This window comes from Delftia sp. 60 (genome assembly GCF_002754395.1).
Taxonomy (GTDB): domain Bacteria; phylum Pseudomonadota; class Gammaproteobacteria; order Burkholderiales; family Burkholderiaceae_C; genus Comamonas; species Comamonas acidovorans.
Map to the genome: position 1 here is coordinate 1,627,057 of NZ_PEFD01000001.1, position 16,494 is coordinate 1,643,550.

A 16,494-nucleotide genomic window follows, 5' to 3' on the forward strand; every position below is an offset into this window, starting at 1 on the left:
ACAGCCGGCGCCATCGCTCCGCTCGGCTTCAAACCGGGGCCGAGCGAAGCGAAGGCCCGCACCACCTCCCGTATGTCAGCGCCTGCGGCGTGGTGGTTGCGGGGTTGCAGTCCTGCCGAAGGACAGGACTGCTTCGTGATCTGACTCGCTGCGGTTGTCTGAGCGGCGCGCGAAGCGCAAAGCGAGTTCCGCAGCGAACCCCGCAACCGCCACGACGCAGGTTGCCCCGGAGCGAAGCGCAGGGGTCGCGGACATCCGGGTCGCCTTTTCTTGGCCTACGTTCTTTTGGCGAAGCAAAAGAAGGTAGGTCGGCCGCCGGGCCGAAACCCGGCCTCGAAAAACAACCCCCCGGCAGGGGCAGAAAACAGCTATCAATGGCAGCCGCTCTGAGGGCACACGCCCCATGACTGTCGCCTCAAAGACATGCCCCGCCCACCCCAATGCGCAAAAAAACACCCCACCACCCCCCGCAAACCAAGCAACCACGCCACCCCCTGCTATAGAGCCATCAGTCCCGCACCCACGCTGCGCGTTTTCCCCAGACGCCCCAACGCTACGGGCTTGCCCGAATCCATGGCTGGCATGCATCCCTCTAAATTGAACAGCAGCAAGTTCGATGGTCGTGAGCCTCTGAGGAAGATGGAAATGCAAAGACGAGTGTTTGGCGCATGGATGTGCGCATCGGTCCTGATGACGGGCGCAGCATGGGCGCAGGACAGCTATCCCAGCCGCCCCATCAGCCTGGTCGTGCCCTACGGCGCGGGCGGCGTGACCGACGTGGTGGCGCGTGCGCTGGCCCAGGGCATGGGCAAGCAGCTGGGGCAGACCGTGGTGATCGAGAACAAGCCCGGCGCAGGCGCGTCCATGGGCGTGATGGAGATGCGCACGGCCAAGCCCGATGGCTACCGCCTGACGCTGGCGCCCGTGAGCATCTTCCGCCAGCCCCACATCCAGAAGGTGCAGTACGACCCGGTGCGCGATCTCAGCTACATCGCCACCTACATGACCTATGACTTCGTGCTGGCCGTGCCCCAGGACTCGCCGTTCAAGACGGTGCAGGATCTGGTCGAGTTCGCCAAGAAGAATCCGGGCGCCGTGGATTACGGCACACCGGGCAAGTTCACGGCCAACCACGTGGTGATGGCGCTGCTGGAGCAGGCCACGGGCGCACGCTTCACGCATGCGCCCTTCAAGGGCGATGCCGAGGCGCTGAACTCGCTGATGGCCGGCCACATCAAGTCCGGCGTGTACGCCAACACGGTGCTGCCGTACCTGAGCTCGGGCAAGCTGCGCGCCCTGGCCTCGGCCTCCGAGGTGCGGCCCGAGGCCTTTGCCAACGTGCCCACGTTCCGCGAAGCCGGTTATGCCTTCGATGTGCCCTCGCCCCTAGGCATTGCCGGGCCGCGCGGCCTGCCGCCCGAGATCGTGCGCAAGCTCGAAGCCGCCATCAAGGCCGCCATGGACGACCCGGCCTTCCGCCAGGTCGTCGGCAACTACGGCGTGCGCACGCAGTTCCGCGGCAGCCAGGAGTACACGGCGTTCGCCAGGAAGGCGTTCGAGGACGAGAAGAAGATCGTGCAGAACATAGGCCTGGAGGATTGAGGCCGCTACGCGGGCGGCAGCCCGGCCATGGCCCGCAGGTCCACCAGCCGGTCGTACTCGGCCGCCGTGATCAGCCCCAGCGCCACGGCCGCCTCGCGCGGCGCAATGCCGCGTGCCATGGCCTCGCGCGTGATGCGTGCCACGGCGTCATAGCCCAGCACCGGGTTGAGCGCGGTGGCCTGCAGCAGCGAGTGGCTGACCTGCTGCTCCAGCCGCTCCGTGTGTGACTGCAGGCCGGCCACCAGCTTCTCGGCAAACACGCGGCTGGCGTCGCCCAGCGCGCGCATGGCGCGCAGCAGGTGGTGGATCAGCACGGGCTTGGCTACGTTGAGCTCGAAGTGACCGGCCGAGCCCGCCAGCGTGACGGTGAGGTGGTGGCCCATGGCCTGGTAGGCGGCCTGCACCACGACCTCGGCCACGGTCGGGTTGCGCTTGCCCGGCATGATGGAGGAGCTCAGCCCATCGTCGGGAAACACCAGCTCCCCCAGGCCGCAGCGCGGGCCTGAGCCCAGCAGGCGGATGTCATTGGCCATCTTGGCCAGCGAACCGGCCACCACGTTGAGTGCGCCCGAGACCTCGATGAGCGCATCGTGCGCGGCCATGCCTTCGAACTTGCAGGGGTTGGGCGTGACCGCCAGGCCCGTGAGCGCCTGTATCTCCTCGCAGAAGACCCGGTCGAATCCGGCCGGCGCGTTGAGCCCCGTGCCGGCCGCCGTGCCGCCCTGGGCCAGGCTCCACAGCCGGGGCTGGGTGGCCTGCAGCCGGTGGATGCCGTGGCCCACCTGGTGGGCGAATGTCTCGAAGCTCTGGCCCAGCGTCATGGGCACGGCGTCCATCAGGTGCGTGCGCGCCACCTTGAGCACGCCGGCAAAGGCCAGGGCGCGTTCCTGCAGGCGCTGCTGCAGCTGTTCCAGGGCGGGCAGCAGGTGGTCGCGCAGCTCCAGCGCCGTGGCCAGGTGCATCACCGTGGGAAAGCTGTCGTTGGACGACTGCGATGCATTGGCGTGGTCGTTGGGGTGGACCGGGCTGCGCGTGCCCGGGGGCTGGCCCAGCATCTGGTTGGCGCGGTTGGCGATGACCTCGTTGGCATTCATGTTGGTCTGCGTGCCCGAGCCCGTCTGCCAGATGGTCAGCGGGAAATGCGCGTCCAGCAGGCCGTCGCGCAGTTCGGTGGCCGCGGCCTCGATGGCCGCGCCGCGCTCGTCGTCCAGCACGCCCAGGCGCCGGTTGGCACGCGCTGCCGCCAGCTTCTGCAGCCCGAATGCGCGGTACAGGCCCTGCGGAAAACGCTCCTCGCCAATGGTGAACAGCTCCAGCGCACGCTGGGTCTGCGCGCCCCAGAGTCGGTCGGCAGGGATGTGGACGGGGCCGAAGGCATCGTGCTCGATGCGGGTATGAGCTTGGGTCTGTGCCTGGGCCTGGGTGCGTGTCTGGTCCATGGGCTCAGTCCAGCGAGATCTTCGCGTCGGCTGCCACCTTGCGCCAGCGCTCCACCTCGGCGACCGTGTGGCGTGCCAGGGCTTCGGGCGCGTATTGATCTGCGGGCAGCAGGCGTATGCCCTGGGCGGCCATCCTGTCGGTCCAGGCCTTGTCGGCCAGCGCCTTGGTATAGGCCTGGTAGACCTTTTGCACCACGTCGCGCGGCGTGCCCTTGGGCGCGTAGATGCCGTACCAGGTGGCGGTCTCGAAGCCGGGCAGCAGCTTCTGGCCCAGGGCGGCGGCGCCCGGGAACTGCGGCATGGGCTTGTCCGAGGTGAGCGCGATGGCGCGGATGCGCTCGCCCGCCAGCTGGGGCAGGGCGGTGTTGGTCTGGTCGAACATGGCATCGACCTGGCCCGAGATCACATCGGTCATGGCCGGTGCCGCGCCCTTGTAGGCCACCTGGGTGATCTCCATCTGCGCGCGGCTGGCGAACAGCGCCGCCACCAGGTGCGAGGTCGATCCCACGCCCGCGTTGCCGAAGTTCAGCCGGCCCGGGTTCTGCTTGCCGAAGGCCACCAGCTCCTCGGCCGTCTTGTACGGGGAGTTCTTGCCCACCAGCAGCACCAGCGGCGTGTCGGGGAAGCGGAACACCGCCTCGAAGTCCTTGACCGGGTCATAGGCCAGCTTCTTGTACAGCGACGGCGCCGCGCCCATGTAGCCCATGTGGCCGACCAGGAAGCTGTAGCCGTCGGGTGCCGAGCGCGCCGCCTTGGCCGCGCCGATGGTGCCGCCCGCGCCCGGAACGTTCTCGATGATGATCTGCTGGCCAAGTTGCGTGCTGGTGCGCTGGGCGATGTCACGCGCCATGGCGTCCGTGGGGCCGCCGGCCGCGAAGGGCACGATCCAGGTCAGCGGCTTGGCGGGGTAGCCGCCCTGGGCGTGCGCGGCCAGGGCGAAGGTGGTGGCGGCCAGGGCAAGGGCCAGGCGTGGCAGGCGGGGAAGATGGAAAGGCATGGTGTTGTCTCCTGTAGTGCTGTGTTCTGTCCTGGGCCGGAGTGTCAGCGGCCGCTGGCTGTATGGGCGCGCGACAGCGCAAGGGCGCGGTCCACCATTTGCGGGGCCTCGCCCAGGTAGTTGCGCGGGTCGGTGAGGCGCTGCAGCGCCGCGCGGTCGAAATGGGCCGTGACTTCGGGCAGGCGGGCCAGCGCATCGGCCAGCGTGCCGCCCTCGGCGTTGACGCTGCGGCAGGCGGCATAGACGATGTCGTGCGCCTGCTGGCGGCCCGTGTGCGGGGCCAGGCCCATCATCACGGCCTCGGCCACGATCAGGCCGTCGGTCATGTCCAGGTTGCGGGCCATGCGTTCGGGATCGACGATGAGGCCGCCCAGCATGAAGCGCGCCTGGTGCAGGGCGCCGGCCGAGAGCACGAAGCTCTCGGGCAGGGCCACCCATTCGGCGTGCCAGGGGCCGGTGGCGCGCTCCAGGTCCTGGACCATGGCGTCCAGCATCAGGCCCGCATGCTGGCGCACGGCCTTGGAGGCGGCCAGCATCAGTTCGCTGGAGATGGCGTTGCGCTTTTGCGGCATGGTGCTGCTGGCGCCGCGCCCGGTGACGAAGGGCTCGAACACCTCGCCGAACTCGGTGGAGGACAGCAGCATCACGTCGTAGGCGATCTTGCCCAGCGAGCCGGTGACCAGGGCCAGGAAATTCACCGCTTCGGCCAGGCCGTCGCGCGCCACATGCCAGGTGGTGGCGGGCACGCCCAGGCCCAGTTCTTCCATGAGCAATTGCTGCACTTCCAGGCCCCGCCCGCTCAGCGAGGCCAGCGTGCCTGCCGCCCCGCGAACTGGCCCACCAGCACGCGCGGGCGCAGTTCCTTCAGGCGCTGGGCATGGCGGTCGAACATGGCCAGCCAGATGGCGGCCTTGTAGCCGAAGGTGATGGGCAGGGCGTGCTGCAGGTGCGTGCGGCCGGCCATGGGCGTGTCGCGGTGGCGTTCTGCCAGGTCGGCCAGGATGGTGCGCAGCGCGGCGATGTCGGCATCGACCAGGTCCAGCGCATCGCGCACCTGCAGCACGGTGGCCGTGTCCATGATGTCCTGGGTGGTGGCGCCCCAGTGGATGTAGCGGCCTGCGTCGCCGCACTGTTTCACCAGCTGGTGCACCAGCGGCAGGATGGGGTAGCCGACAATGTCGGTTTCCTTGCGCAGCAGCTCGAAGTCCAGCGCTTCGAGGCTGCAGCGCTGCGCGATCTCGTGTGCGGCCTCGGCCGGAATCACGCCGCAGCGGCCCTGGGCGCGCGCCAGCGCGACCTCGACCTCGATGTAGCGCGACACCAGCGCGCTGTCGGCGAAGATGGCGCGCATGGCGGGGGTGCCGAAGGCGTCGCGGAACAGCAGCGAATCGATGGCGGTGCTGGAGGTGAAGGACGGAAGGGTCATGGTGCGCAATTGCGATTAAGTTCGGACATATCGTTATTTTTATTTATGTACGTACATTACGAACATCCGGGTTTGCCTGGGGTGAGGGCCTGCGCCCATGGCTGAGACACGCTATGCCCAGGTGGCGCGCGACCTGTCCGAGCGCATTGCCTCGGGTGAATACGCCGTGGGCGCCCTGCTGCCCACCGAGCTGGAGCTGTGCGACCGCTATGGCGTGAGCCGCCACACCGTGCGCGCGGCGATTGCCGAGCTGCAGCAGTCGGGGCTGGTATCGCGGCGCAAGAAGGTGGGCACGCGCGTGGAGGCGGCGCAGCCCCATGCGCACTACCGCCAGGCGCTGACCTCGCTGGAGGACCTGGTGCAGTTCGGCGCCACCCATGTGCGCGAGGTGCGGCGCATCGAGGAGGTGGTGCTGGACCAGGACCTGGCCGCCGAACTGGACTGCCCGGCCGGCAGCCGCTGGCTGGCCATCTGCAGCCTGCGCCGCGACGGCGCCGCGCCGCACCTGCCCATTGCCTGGACCGTGGTCTATGTGGATGCGCAGCGCTTTGACACGCAGGAACTGGCCCAGCGCGTGCGCGCCGCGCCCGAGTTGCTGGTCAGCAGCCTGCTGGAGCAGCAATACGGCCTGCGCATCGCGCGGGTGCGGCAGGCCGTGGTGGGGGCGCTCATTCCGGAGGCGCTGTCGGAGGAATTGCAGGCCCCGGCAGGGTCAGCGGCGCTGAAGATCGTGCGCCGCTATCTGGATACCGATGGGGAGTTGATGGACCTCAGTGTGACTTTGCACCCGGCCAGCCGCTACACATTGCATACGCAGCTGGACCGGGATCTGGCGAGCGTCTAGCCGTTGGCGTTGGCAGCTTCCGAGCCCTGCTCTGCGAGGAAGCCGCCGCTCTGGTGCGACCACAGCTTGGCGTAGATGCCGCCCAGCTCCAGCAGTTGCTGGTGCGTGCCCTGCTCGACGATGTGGCCCTGGTCCATGACGATGAGCCGGTCCATGGCCGCGATGGTCGACAGGCGGTGGGCGATGGCGATCACGGTCTTGCCGTGCATGAGGCTGTCCAGGCTTTGCTGGATGGCCGCCTCGACCTCGCTGTCCAGCGCGCTGGTGGCCTCGTCCAGCAGCAGGATGGGCGCGTCCTTGAGCATGACGCGCGCAATCGCCACGCGCTGGCGCTGGCCGCCCGACAGCTTGACGCCGCGCTCGCCCACCTGGGCGTCGTAGCCGCCACGGCCCTTGAGGTCGGTCAGCGTGGCGATGAAGTCCGAGGCCTCGGCCTTTTGCGCGGCGGCCAGCATTTCCTGCTCGGTCGCGTCGGGGCGGCCGTAGAGGATGTTGTCGCGCATGGAGCGGTGCAGCAGCGAGGTGTCCTGCGTGACCATGCCCACGGCGCCGCGCAGGCTGTCCTGCGTGACGGTGCGTATGTCCTGGCCGTCGATGGTGATGCGCCCGCCCTGGGCTTCATGGAAGCGCAGCAGCAGGTTCACCAGCGTGGACTTGCCCGCGCCCGAGCGGCCGATCAGGCCGATGCGCTCGCCGGCGCGGATGTGCAGGTTCAGGTGGTCGATCACCTGCTTGCCGCCGTCCTTGTAGGCAAAGCTCAGGTCCTCGAAGGCGATGGCGCCGTGCGTGACCTGCAGCGGCCTGGCGTCGGGCGCGTCCACGATGGTGCGCGGCTTGGTCAGCGTGAGGATGCCATCCTGGATGGTGCCCACGTTCTCGAACAGGCCCGTCATCTGCCACATCACCCAGTGCGAATAGCCCATCAGGCGCAGCGCCATGGCGATGATGGCCGCCACCACGCCTGCGCTGGCCTGTCCGGCCGACCACAGGTACAGCGCCGTGCCCGCCGAGCCCACCAGCAGCATCGTGATCATCAGGTGGTTGACGATCTCGAACTGGCTGACCAGCCGCATCTGCGCATAGCCCGTGGACTTGAAGGCCTCCATGGCGTTGCGCGCGTACTCGGCCTCGCGGCGCGTGTGGGCGAACAGCTTGACGGTGGCGATGTTGGTGTAGGCATCGGTCACGCGGCCCGTCATCATGGAGCGTGCATCGGCCTGCTCCTTGCCGATCTTGCCCAGGCGTGGAACGAAGTAGCAGCAGGCGCCGATATAGGCGGCCAGCCACAGCGCAAACGGAATCATCAGCCGCCACTCGAAGCTGGCCGCCAGGATCAGGATGCCGATCATGTAGACGCTCACGCCCACCAGCACATCGACCACCATGAACACCACTTCGCGCACCGACAGCGCGGTCTGCATGATCTTGGTGGTGATGCGGCCCGCGAACTCGTCGGCATAGAACGACATGCTCTGGCCCAGCATCAGCCGGTGGAACACCCAGCGCAGCCGCATCGGGAAGTTGATGGCCAGCACCTGGTGCATCACCGCCGTGTGAAAGGCCAGCAGCAGCACGCTGGACAGCAGGACGGCGGCAATGCCCCACACCGTGCCGCGCTGCTCTGCCCAGAAACCGGCCGGCGACACCGTGGACAACCAGTCCACCACATGGCCCATGAGGGCGAACAGCGCCGCCTCGTAGACGGCCAGCAGCGCCGAGGTGCAGGTCAGCAGCGCGATCCAGCCGCGCATGCCTTGCGTGCAGGCCCAGATGAAGGCAAAAAAGCCCTTGGGCGGGACCGTGGGCTCGACGCTGGGATAGGGCGGAACGCGTTTTTCAAAGAAACCGAACAAGATTTTTTTACTCCTTGGTCAGACCATCGTAGGCCAGAGTCGGGTTTGCCCGATGCGCGTTCAGCATGACCTTTGGGCGCAACATGTTTTGTAAGAAATCTCCACACAACTGTCCTACGCCGGGCTGGGCGTCACGTCTCCGCTGCACACAGGCGGCGGTCCGGGATGCGGTCGCGGCGCCAGTACGGATTGTCCAGGCCCGAGGCTGTTCACTTTGTGCGCGTGCAGACAACGCAGCATGCAGCGGCCAGCAACAATGCACGCCGCTGCGGTTGCCGGCCCTGGCTCTTCATGGAGTGGTTCATGCGCAGTGCGCGTGCCTTGCTCGCCCCGAGCGTGCCATGCACAGCGCCGCCACGGCCGCCAGTATGGCCAGGCCGGCGGCAACCCGGCCCGTGGACAGAGGGCCTGCGGTCTGCAGTGTCCATCCGCCCAAAAGGGCACCCAGCGCAATGCCGGCATTGGCGGCCGAGACATTGGCCGTGCCCGCCAGGGCCTGCGCCTGGGGTGCGGATTGCATGACGCGGATCTGGCAGACCGGATACAGGGCCGTGTTGGCCACGCCCCAGACGGCCAGCGCGACCACCAGCCAGGGCAAGGCCTGGGCCAGCTGCACGGTGGCCGCCATGCCCAGGGCCAGTACCAGGCACAGGACCGCTGTGACTCTCAGCGCGTGGCGCTCGGCCCAGCGCCCGCCCAGCCAGTTGCCGGCCAGGCCGACGGCGCCAAATCCCATCAGCCACCAGCCCACGCGTGCGGGTGCCACGCCGGCGGCGCGCTCCAGGATTTCGGCCAGATAGGTATAGGCCGTGAACATGGCCGTGAAGACCAGCACCGACAGCGCAATCTGCGCCAGGAACCGGGGAGTGCGCAACACGCGCAACTGCTGCGCCAGGGGCATGCGGGGCGCGCCTTCAAGCGCCGGCATCTTCCATTGCAGGGCCAGGGCCACCAGCAGCGACAGCAGGGCCAGCAGGCCGAAGGCGCCGCGCCAGCCCACGGCATCGGCGGCCAGCGTGCCCAGGGGAATGCCCAGCAGCAGCGCCGCAGAAATGCCCAGGTAGACGCTGGCCACGGCACGGCCTGCGCGTGACGGTCCTGCCAGTTGCGCAGCGGTTTCGCTGGCCGTGCCCCAGAACACCGGCAGCGCCATGGCCGGCAGCAGGCGCGCCAGTGCCAGCACGCCCAGGCTGGGCGCCACGGCCGCCAGCGCATTGGAGCCCGCAAACAGCAGGGCAATGGCCACGAACAGGCGCTTGCGGCCCACCGGTGCCAGCCAGGCCGTGAGCGGCGGACCGGCCAGCGCCACGACCAGGGCGAACAGCGTGACCAGCTGGCCGGCCGCCGCAGCGCTGGTGCCCAGGTCGCGCGCCAGCGCCGGCAGCAGGCCGACGATCAGGAACTCCGTTGTGACGATGACGAAAGCCGCCACCGCCAGCACGGCGGTGGCGGCCTTGCCTTGGGTGGCAGGAATGGAGGGCGGGCATCGCGGTTCAGGGATGGGGCAGGGGACATGCGCAAAGACTCCGGGGAAAAGAAACAACAGGCACGCGAGCTTATTTAAGATGTGAATTCTTATCTCGGATGAATTTTCTGCAGATACTGGAAATGGATTCTTGAATGAAAGCCGCCATCGCCATGTTTCCTTCGGAGCGTCTCAAGGGCATCGAGGCCTTTGTCTGTACCGCAGACGCGGGCAGTTTCACGGCTGCTGCCGAGCGGCTGCACCTGACAGGCTCGGCCGTGGGCAAGGCCGTGGCCCGGCTGGAAGCCCGGCTGGCGACGCGCCTGTTTGAACGTACGACGCGGCGGCTGCGGCTGACCGATGCCGGCGAGGCCTTCTACCGCACCTGTGTGCGCGTGCTGGGCGAGCTGGAGTCGGCCGAGCAGGTGCTGGCCGCCGAGCACCTGGAGCCCGCAGGCAGGCTGCGCGTGGACCTGCCGGCGCTGTACGGACGGCTCAAGGTGATGCCGCTGCTGCTGGAGTTTGCACAGCGCCATGCGGCGGTGCAGCCCCAGGTGTCGTTCACGGACCGCTTCGTGGACGTGGTGGACGAAGGCATCGACGTGGCCGTGCGCATAGGCGGCAGCGTGCAGCTGCCTGCGGGACTGGGCCAGCGTCTGCTGGGGCGGGAGCGGCTGGTGTTCTGCGCATCGCCTGCCTATCTGGAGCGGCGCGGCGCGCCTGACAGCCTGCAGGCACTGGCCGGCCATGATGCCGTGGCCTATGGAAGGACCGATGCAGGCATGAGTGCATGGCAGAGCAGTGCCGGCGCCATTGCGGTGCAGCCGCGCATGGTGCTGGGCGATGGCGAAGCGGTGGTGGCTGCCGTGATGGCGGGCTGCGGCATCGCCCAACTGGCCACGTGGATGGTTGAAGCGCCGCTGCGCGATGGCCACCTGCTGCGGCTGCTGCCCGGCGCCGAAGTCGATGGCCTGCCGCTGCACCTGGTCTGGCCGCGCAGCCGCCAGTTGCTGCCCAAGGTGGATGCGCTGCTGCGGCATCTGGCTCAGGGCCTGACGATCTGAACGGCTCTGCCATGACAAAAGGCCCGCGAAGGGCCTTTGGCTTGTTCAGGGTGCAGGGCGGTCAGGCCGGCAGAAAGCCTTCCACCGACAGGTAGCGCTCGCCCGTGTCGTAGTTGAAGCCCAGCACCTTGGCGCCTGCGGGCAGCTCGGGCAGCTTTTGCGCAATGGCGGCCAGGGTGGCGCCCGAGGAGATGCCGACCAGGATGCCTTCCTCGCGGGCCGAACGGCGTGCGTACTCACGCGCGGGTTCGGCCTCGACCTGGATCACGCCGTCCAGCAGGCTGGTGTCCAGGTTCTTGGGCACGAAGCCTGCGCCAATGCCCTGGATGGGGTGGGGCGAGGGCTGGCCGCCCGAGATCACGGGCGAGGCGGCAGGCTCCACGGCAAAGACCTTGAGCTGGGGGAACTTGGCCTTGAGCACCTTGGCCACGCCGGTCAGGTGGCCGCCCGTGCCCACGCCGGTGATCAGCACATCCAGGCCTTCGGGGAAGTCGGCCAGGATTTCCTGGGCCGTGGTGCGCACATGCACGTCGATGTTGGCGGGGTTCTCGAACTGCTGGGGAATCCAGGCGCCGGGCGTCTGGCTGGCCAGTTCCTGGGCGCGGGCGATGGCGCCCTTCATGCCCTTTTCCTTGGGCGTGAGGTCGAAGCTGGCGCCGTAGGCCAGCATCAGGCGGCGGCGCTCGATGCTCATGCTCTCGGGCATGACCAGCACCAGCTTGTAGCCCTTGACGGCTGCCACCAGGGCCAGGCCGACGCCGGTGTTGCCGCTGGTGGGCTCGATGATGGTGCCGCCGGGCTGCAGGGCGCCGGACTTCTCGGCGTCCTCGACCATGGCCAGCGCGATGCGGTCCTTGATGGAGCCGCCGGGGTTGCCGCGCTCGGACTTGATCCACACATTGGCACCGGCGCCGAACAGGCGGTTGATGCGCACATGGGGCGTGTTGCCAATCGTTTGCAGGATGTTGTCAGCTCTCATCGGACCTCCGCGAGTTGGGGTGGTGGTTGGACAGTCGGGGGTGGTGCGCAGACGCTGCGCGAAAACCAAGCATTCATTGTGCACGCAGCTGTTCTATGCATGGGCTATATCGATATGGCCTGGACGGCTAACATCGCCGCATGAATCTACGGTTCCTGGAAACCTTTGTCTTGCTGGCCGAGCTGCGCAATTTCCGCATGACGGCCGAGCGGCTGTACACCACGCAGGCCGCCGTCTCCAGCCGCATCGCCACGCTGGAGCAGGAGTTCGGCGTGCGCCTGTTCGACCGTGGCGTGCGCGAGGTCACGCTGACGGCCGACGGCGCCAAGGCCCTGGTCCATGCCGAGCGCATGCTGCGCCTCATGCGCGAGATGCGCGAGGACATGCTGGACAAGCAGGCCTATGCGGGCGTGATCCGCATCGGCGCCATCGAGTCCATCGTGCACAGCTGGTTTCCCGATTTCCTGGCGCTGCTGCAGCAGCGCTATCCGCGCCTGCAGGTGGAGATCGCCTGCGACACCACGCTGCACATGTCCGATCAATTGGTGAAGGGCCAGCTGGACCTGTCGCTGCAGGCCAAGCCCGTGACGGCGGCTGGCGTGGGCCATCTGTCGCTGGGTGAATTTCCCATGGCCTGGGTGGGCAGCCCCAAGCTGGGCATTGGCGACGAGACCCTGAGCCTGGCCGAGCTGGCGGCCTTTCCCATCATGTGCTTTGCGCGCGGCTCCGAGCCGTATGCGGTGATCGAGCAGTTGTTCTCCACCGAAAGCAGCGCCTCGGTGCACCTGAACTGCATCGCCTCGGTGGCGACCATGATCCGCGTGGTCTGCGACGGCCTGGGCGTGGCCGCCGTGCCGCCGGCCATCATCCAGCGCGAGCTGGCCGAGCAGCGCCTGCGCCTGCTGCGCGTGGACCGGGAGTTCCCCTCGCTGCCGCTGGTGGCCTGCTTTCGCAACGATCACCAGAACCCGCTGACCGAAGTGGTGGCGCGCGCGGCCGAGGAGACCGCCGCCGCCTTTGCGCTGAACCACGGCCAGGCCGTGGCGCGGCTGCCGGGTAGCGGCCTGGGCGGCTAGGCCCGAGGCCGCCTGGTCGATCAGCCCTGCGCCGAAGCCAGCAGCTGTTCCACGGCCAGGGCCACGGACAGCAGTCGCCGGTCCTGCCCGCCGAGGCCGGCCAGGCTCAGGCCCACGGGCGCCTCGCCTGCGCGGTGGCAGGGCAGGGAGATGGCGCAGCCGTCGAGGAAGTTGATCAGCGTGGGGTTGCGCAGGATCAGGCCGTTGGCGCCGAAGTAGGCCTCGTCGCTCTGCGTGAGGTCGGCGATCTTCGGGGCGACCACGGGCACGGTGGGCATGACGATCAGGTCATGGTCGGCCATCTGGGCGCTGACGGCGGCAATCCACTGCCTGCGGCGTGCCAGCAGGTCGATGTAGTCGGCCGCGCTGATGTCCTTGCCGCGCAGGATGCGCGTGCCCACGCGCGGGTCGTACTCGGACAGGCGTGTGGCGATGTGGTGGCGGTGCCAGGCCCAGGCCTCGGCGGCCGTGAAGCCGCCCTTGGAATTGATGTCGGCCAGCTCGCCGAAGGGCGCGACCACGGCGTGGGTGATGTGGGCGCCCGCCTGCGACAGCAGGGACAGGGCGCGCTCCCAGGCGGCGGCCACGGTGGCGTCCATGCCGTCCAGCACCACGTTGGTGGGTGCCAGCAGGCGCAGGCCCTGCAGAGGGGCGGCATGCAGATCGCCCAGCGGCTCGCCGCTGAGGATGGCGTCCAGCGTGGCGCAGCAGCGCACGCTGGGGGTCAGCGGGCCGATGGAGTCCAGGTTGGCCGACAGCGGCAGCACGCCTTCCATGCTCACGCGGCGCGCCGTGGGCTTGAAGCCCGTGAGCCCGCACAGCGCCGAAGGAATGCGCACCGAGCCGCCCGTGTCCGAGCCGATGGCCGCCATGGCCATGCCGTCGGTGACCGAGATGGCCGCGCCCGAGGACGAGCCGCCCGGGATGCGGCCGCCGCCCTCGTCACGCTGCCAGGGATTGCGCGGCGTGCCGTAGTGCGGGTTGATGCCCAGTCCCGAGTAGGCGAACTCGGTCATGTTGGTCGTGCCCACGATGACGGCGCCGGCCTGGCGCAGGCGCTGCACCACTTCGGCCGTGCGCTGCGCGGGCGGTGCGTCGGCCAGCAGGCGCGAGCCGCCCAGCGTGGGAAAGCCGGCGATGTCGAACAGGTCCTTGACCGAGACCGGCAGGCCCTCGATGGGCGAGCGCGCCAGGCCGGCCGCACGCAGCACGTCGCTGGCGCGGGCCTCGGCCAGGGCCGCGCCCTGGAACACGCGCGTGAACACCTTGGGGCCTTCCCCCGACATGGTGCGGGCCAGGGCCTGCTCGGTCAGCTGCACCGAGGTGGTTTCGCCGCCATGCAGGCGCTGTGATGCCAGTTCCAGGCTGGGCAGGGGGAGGGCTTGGGTCATGTGGGAAGTCCTGTGGGTGAAGGCGGGCGTGGTCGGATCGGAGTCGCGGCTCAGGCCACGACGTCCAGCAGTTCGCTGCGGTAGCTGTGGCGGATGGAACGCTGGCTGCGGGGATCGTACAGCTCCATGGAGAACTGCGTCGAGGGGCGGATGCCACCGATGGCGCCCACCGTGCCGCAGGTCATGCCGCAGCCTGCGGGCAGCAGATCCTTGCCGCCCGTGAAGCCTGCGATCAGGTCCTGGGGCGTGCGCAGGCTGGCCAGCGTGCCTTCCTGGTAGAGCACCTCGCGGCCGTCTTCCACGATCCACGAGCGCACGACCAGCTCATCCCAGTGGCCGGCCACGTCGGCAAAGCGCCAGGCCTGGGTGGCCACGGGCTTGACGCAGGCCTGCTTGGAAAAGGCCACGCTGTAGGCTTCCAACTTGCGGTCCGTGTGGTCGGAGGCCAGGCTCACGAACATCTCGCCTTCGTGCGTGAACACGAAGACCTCGACCTCGCCCGAGGAGTCCGCGCCCAGCACCTGCAGCGCGCTGCGCTGGCTCAGCTGGTTGCTGGAGATGCGGTAGTACAGCGGCACGGCGCTGGGGCGCGGGATGCCGATGGCGGCCAGCTCCTCGATGTGGTGCTCGATGGCCTCGCGGTCGCGGCCGGCCCAGCCGGCGACGATCAGGGTGTCGAATTCAGGGGCGAAGGTCTGGCCCTCGGGGGTGGTGAACTGCAGTTGCATGGCAGGCGATCCAGGGAAAAGGCGGGGCCGCAGGCCCCGGTGGGAAAGAGGAGGGGGCAGTGGCGCGCGCGGTGCGGCGCGCAGGCATCACTGCTTCTTGACGAAGAGCACGACCAGGAAGGCGGCCATGAATTCCAGCGCGGCCACGAAGTACAGGCCCGAGGACAGCGACCCCGTGCTGGTTTTGAGCGCGCCGATCATGTAGGGCGCCACGAAGCCGGCCAGGTTGCCGATGGAGTTGATCAGCGCAATGCCGCCGGCCGCCGCCGTGCCGGCCAGGAAGGCGGCGGGAATCGACCAGAACACGGGAAAGGCCGCGAGGATGCCGATGGAGGCCAGCGTCAGCGCGCACAGGGCGAGCACGGCGTTGTTCAGGAACAGGCCCGTGAGGATCAGGCCCGCCGCCGCGATCAGCGCGGACAGGGCGCAGTGCATGCGGCGCTCGCCAGTCTTGTCCGAATGCATGCCGTTCCAGACCATGGCCAGCGTGCCGGCCAGGAAGGGAATGGCCGAGATCAGGCCGATCTGCAGCGTGTTCTGGATGCCGATCTCCTTGATGATGGACGGCGACCAGAAGGCAATGGTGGCGTTGCCGCTGACGATGCAGAAATACACGGCAGCGCACAGCCAGACGCGGTAGTTGCGGCAGGCGTCCAGGAAGGACACATGCTTGTGGCCGCCCTGGTTCTCTGCCTCCACGGCAGCGGTCACGGCGCGCTGCTCGGACGCGCTCAGCCACTTGGCGTTGGCGGGCTTCTCGGGCAGGTACAGCAGCACGAAGAAGCCGGCGATCACCGAGGGAATGCCTTCCAGGATGAACAGCCACTGCCAGTTGGACAGATGGCCCACGCCCTGCATGCCATTCATGATGGCGCCCGCAATGGGACCGCCCACGGCGCCTGCAATGGCGAACGAGGTCATGAACAGGCCGTTGACGCGCGCCCGGTGGCGGGCCGGGAACCAGTAGGTCAGGTACAGCACCACGCCGGGGAAGAAGCCGGCCTCCACCACGCCCAAGATGAAGCGCAGCACGTAGAACATGGTGGGCGTGGTCACATAGGCCATGGCCATGGAGGCCGCGCCCCACAGGATGGTGATGCGCGCCAGCGTCTTGCGTGCGCCGATCTTCTCCAGCAGCAGGTTGCTGGGCACTTCGAACAGAAAGTAGCCGATGAAGAAGATGCCGGCACCCAGGCCGTAGATGGCCTCGCTGAACTGCAGGTCGTCCAGCATCTGCAGCTTGGCGAAGCCGACGTTGACGCGGTCTATCCACGCCAGGATGAAGAGCAGCACCAGAAAGGGAATCAGGCGCCAGGCGATCTTGCGGTAGGTGGCGTCCATGTCGGGCGGCGATGCCTGGCCGGCGCCGTGGGCGGGGGAATGTGCGGCGGATGCCGGACTGCTCATGGGGTGTCTCCTGTCTTCGACGGTGCAGCGGGCACACGGACCGGGGCGGGGCCCGTGTGTCTCAGGGGCTTCAGGCGCTGGCGGGTCTGCAGTGAGACCGGCCGGGCGTCTGGAGCTGTTCCTGTGGCGGCAGTATCGAAAGGCGGGACAGGGCTGTCCAACAAGAAATTATGAGCAGGCCTGAATGCAAATTCTTATGGGCAGAGCTGGTGCGGGCGCCGCA

General features: G+C 68.4%; 12 protein-coding genes and 1 pseudogene. 4 read left to right on the forward strand and 9 right to left on the reverse strand.

The genetic code is table 11. From position 1 onward, the window contains the following. Positions 1-645: 645 nt before the first annotated feature. Positions 646-1,602: a tripartite tricarboxylate transporter substrate binding protein gene (locus CLV01_RS07330; RefSeq protein WP_012203366.1), complete on the forward strand. Its 957-nt coding sequence runs from the start codon at positions 646-648 to the stop codon at positions 1,600-1,602. Between the two features lie 5 nt (positions 1,603-1,607). On the opposite strand, the gene CLV01_RS07335 is transcribed toward CLV01_RS07330, so the two are convergent. The 3 genes and pseudogenes from CLV01_RS07335 to pcaB all read right to left on the reverse strand — a co-directional run bounded on the left by CLV01_RS07335 (position 1,608) and on the right by pcaB (position 5,464). Beyond that, positions 1,608-3,041, reverse strand: coding sequence for a class II fumarate hydratase (locus CLV01_RS07335; RefSeq protein WP_099734635.1), 1,434 nt, complete (start codon positions 3,039-3,041; stop codon positions 1,608-1,610). A gap of 4 nt (positions 3,042-3,045) precedes the next feature. After that, positions 3,046-4,038: a tripartite tricarboxylate transporter substrate-binding protein gene (locus tag CLV01_RS07340; protein ID WP_099734634.1), complete on the reverse strand. Its 993-nt coding sequence runs from the start codon at positions 4,036-4,038 to the stop codon at positions 3,046-3,048. Between the two features lie 44 nt (positions 4,039-4,082). Then, positions 4,083-5,464: pseudogene (pcaB, locus tag CLV01_RS07345) on the reverse strand (3-carboxy-cis,cis-muconate cycloisomerase). A 97-nt stretch (positions 5,465-5,561) separates the two neighbouring features. Between pcaB and CLV01_RS07350 the strand changes: the two are divergent. After that, positions 5,562-6,308 (forward strand): GntR family transcriptional regulator, encoded by a 747-nt coding sequence (locus tag CLV01_RS07350; RefSeq protein WP_043822004.1) that lies wholly within the window; start codon positions 5,562-5,564, stop codon positions 6,306-6,308. Here the strand turns inward: CLV01_RS07350 and CLV01_RS07355 are convergent. Then, positions 6,305-8,161, reverse strand: coding sequence for an ABC transporter ATP-binding protein (locus tag CLV01_RS07355; protein ID WP_013804128.1), 1,857 nt, complete (start codon positions 8,159-8,161; stop codon positions 6,305-6,307). The two genes, CLV01_RS07350 and CLV01_RS07355, sit on opposite strands and share 4 nt — an antisense overlap. 301 nt (positions 8,162-8,462) lie before the next feature. Next, positions 8,463-9,602, reverse strand: a complete 1,140-nt coding sequence (locus tag CLV01_RS07360; RefSeq protein ID WP_218968176.1) for an MFS transporter — start codon at positions 9,600-9,602, stop codon at positions 8,463-8,465. 179 nt (positions 9,603-9,781) lie between these two features. Here CLV01_RS07360 and CLV01_RS07365 point away from each other — a divergent pair, with 179 nt between their 5' ends. Beyond that, entirely contained in the window at positions 9,782-10,690 is a 909-nt protein-coding gene (locus CLV01_RS07365; RefSeq protein ID WP_017406936.1) for a LysR family transcriptional regulator, read from the forward strand. A gap of 61 nt (positions 10,691-10,751) precedes the next feature. Here CLV01_RS07365 and cysK read toward each other — a convergent pair whose 3' ends face one another. Further along, positions 10,752-11,669, reverse strand: a complete 918-nt coding sequence (gene cysK / locus CLV01_RS07370) for a cysteine synthase A (protein ID WP_043822008.1) — start codon at positions 11,667-11,669, stop codon at positions 10,752-10,754. Positions 11,670-11,809: 140 nt separating this feature from the next. On the opposite strand from cysK, the gene CLV01_RS07375 reads away from it, so the two are divergent. Beyond that, the gene (locus CLV01_RS07375; RefSeq protein ID WP_034390463.1) at positions 11,810-12,745 is read left to right on the forward strand and encodes a LysR family transcriptional regulator; all 936 of its coding nucleotides are present in this window, start codon (positions 11,810-11,812) and stop codon (positions 12,743-12,745) included. 20 nt (positions 12,746-12,765) lie between these two features. Here the strand turns inward: CLV01_RS07375 and CLV01_RS07380 are convergent, their stop codons facing one another. The 3 genes from CLV01_RS07380 to CLV01_RS07390 form a co-directional block, all read right to left on the reverse strand. After that, the gene (locus CLV01_RS07380; protein ID WP_099734632.1) at positions 12,766-14,136 is read right to left on the reverse strand and encodes an amidase; all 1,371 of its coding nucleotides are present in this window, start codon (positions 14,134-14,136) and stop codon (positions 12,766-12,768) included. 50 nt (positions 14,137-14,186) lie between these two features. Next, the gene (locus CLV01_RS07385; RefSeq protein WP_063327231.1) at positions 14,187-14,864 is read right to left on the reverse strand and encodes a DUF2848 domain-containing protein; all 678 of its coding nucleotides are present in this window, start codon (positions 14,862-14,864) and stop codon (positions 14,187-14,189) included. 87 nt (positions 14,865-14,951) lie between these two features. Then, positions 14,952-16,271: an MFS transporter gene (locus CLV01_RS07390; protein WP_099734631.1), complete on the reverse strand. Its 1,320-nt coding sequence runs from the start codon at positions 16,269-16,271 to the stop codon at positions 14,952-14,954. Positions 16,272-16,494: the final 223 nt, after the last annotated feature.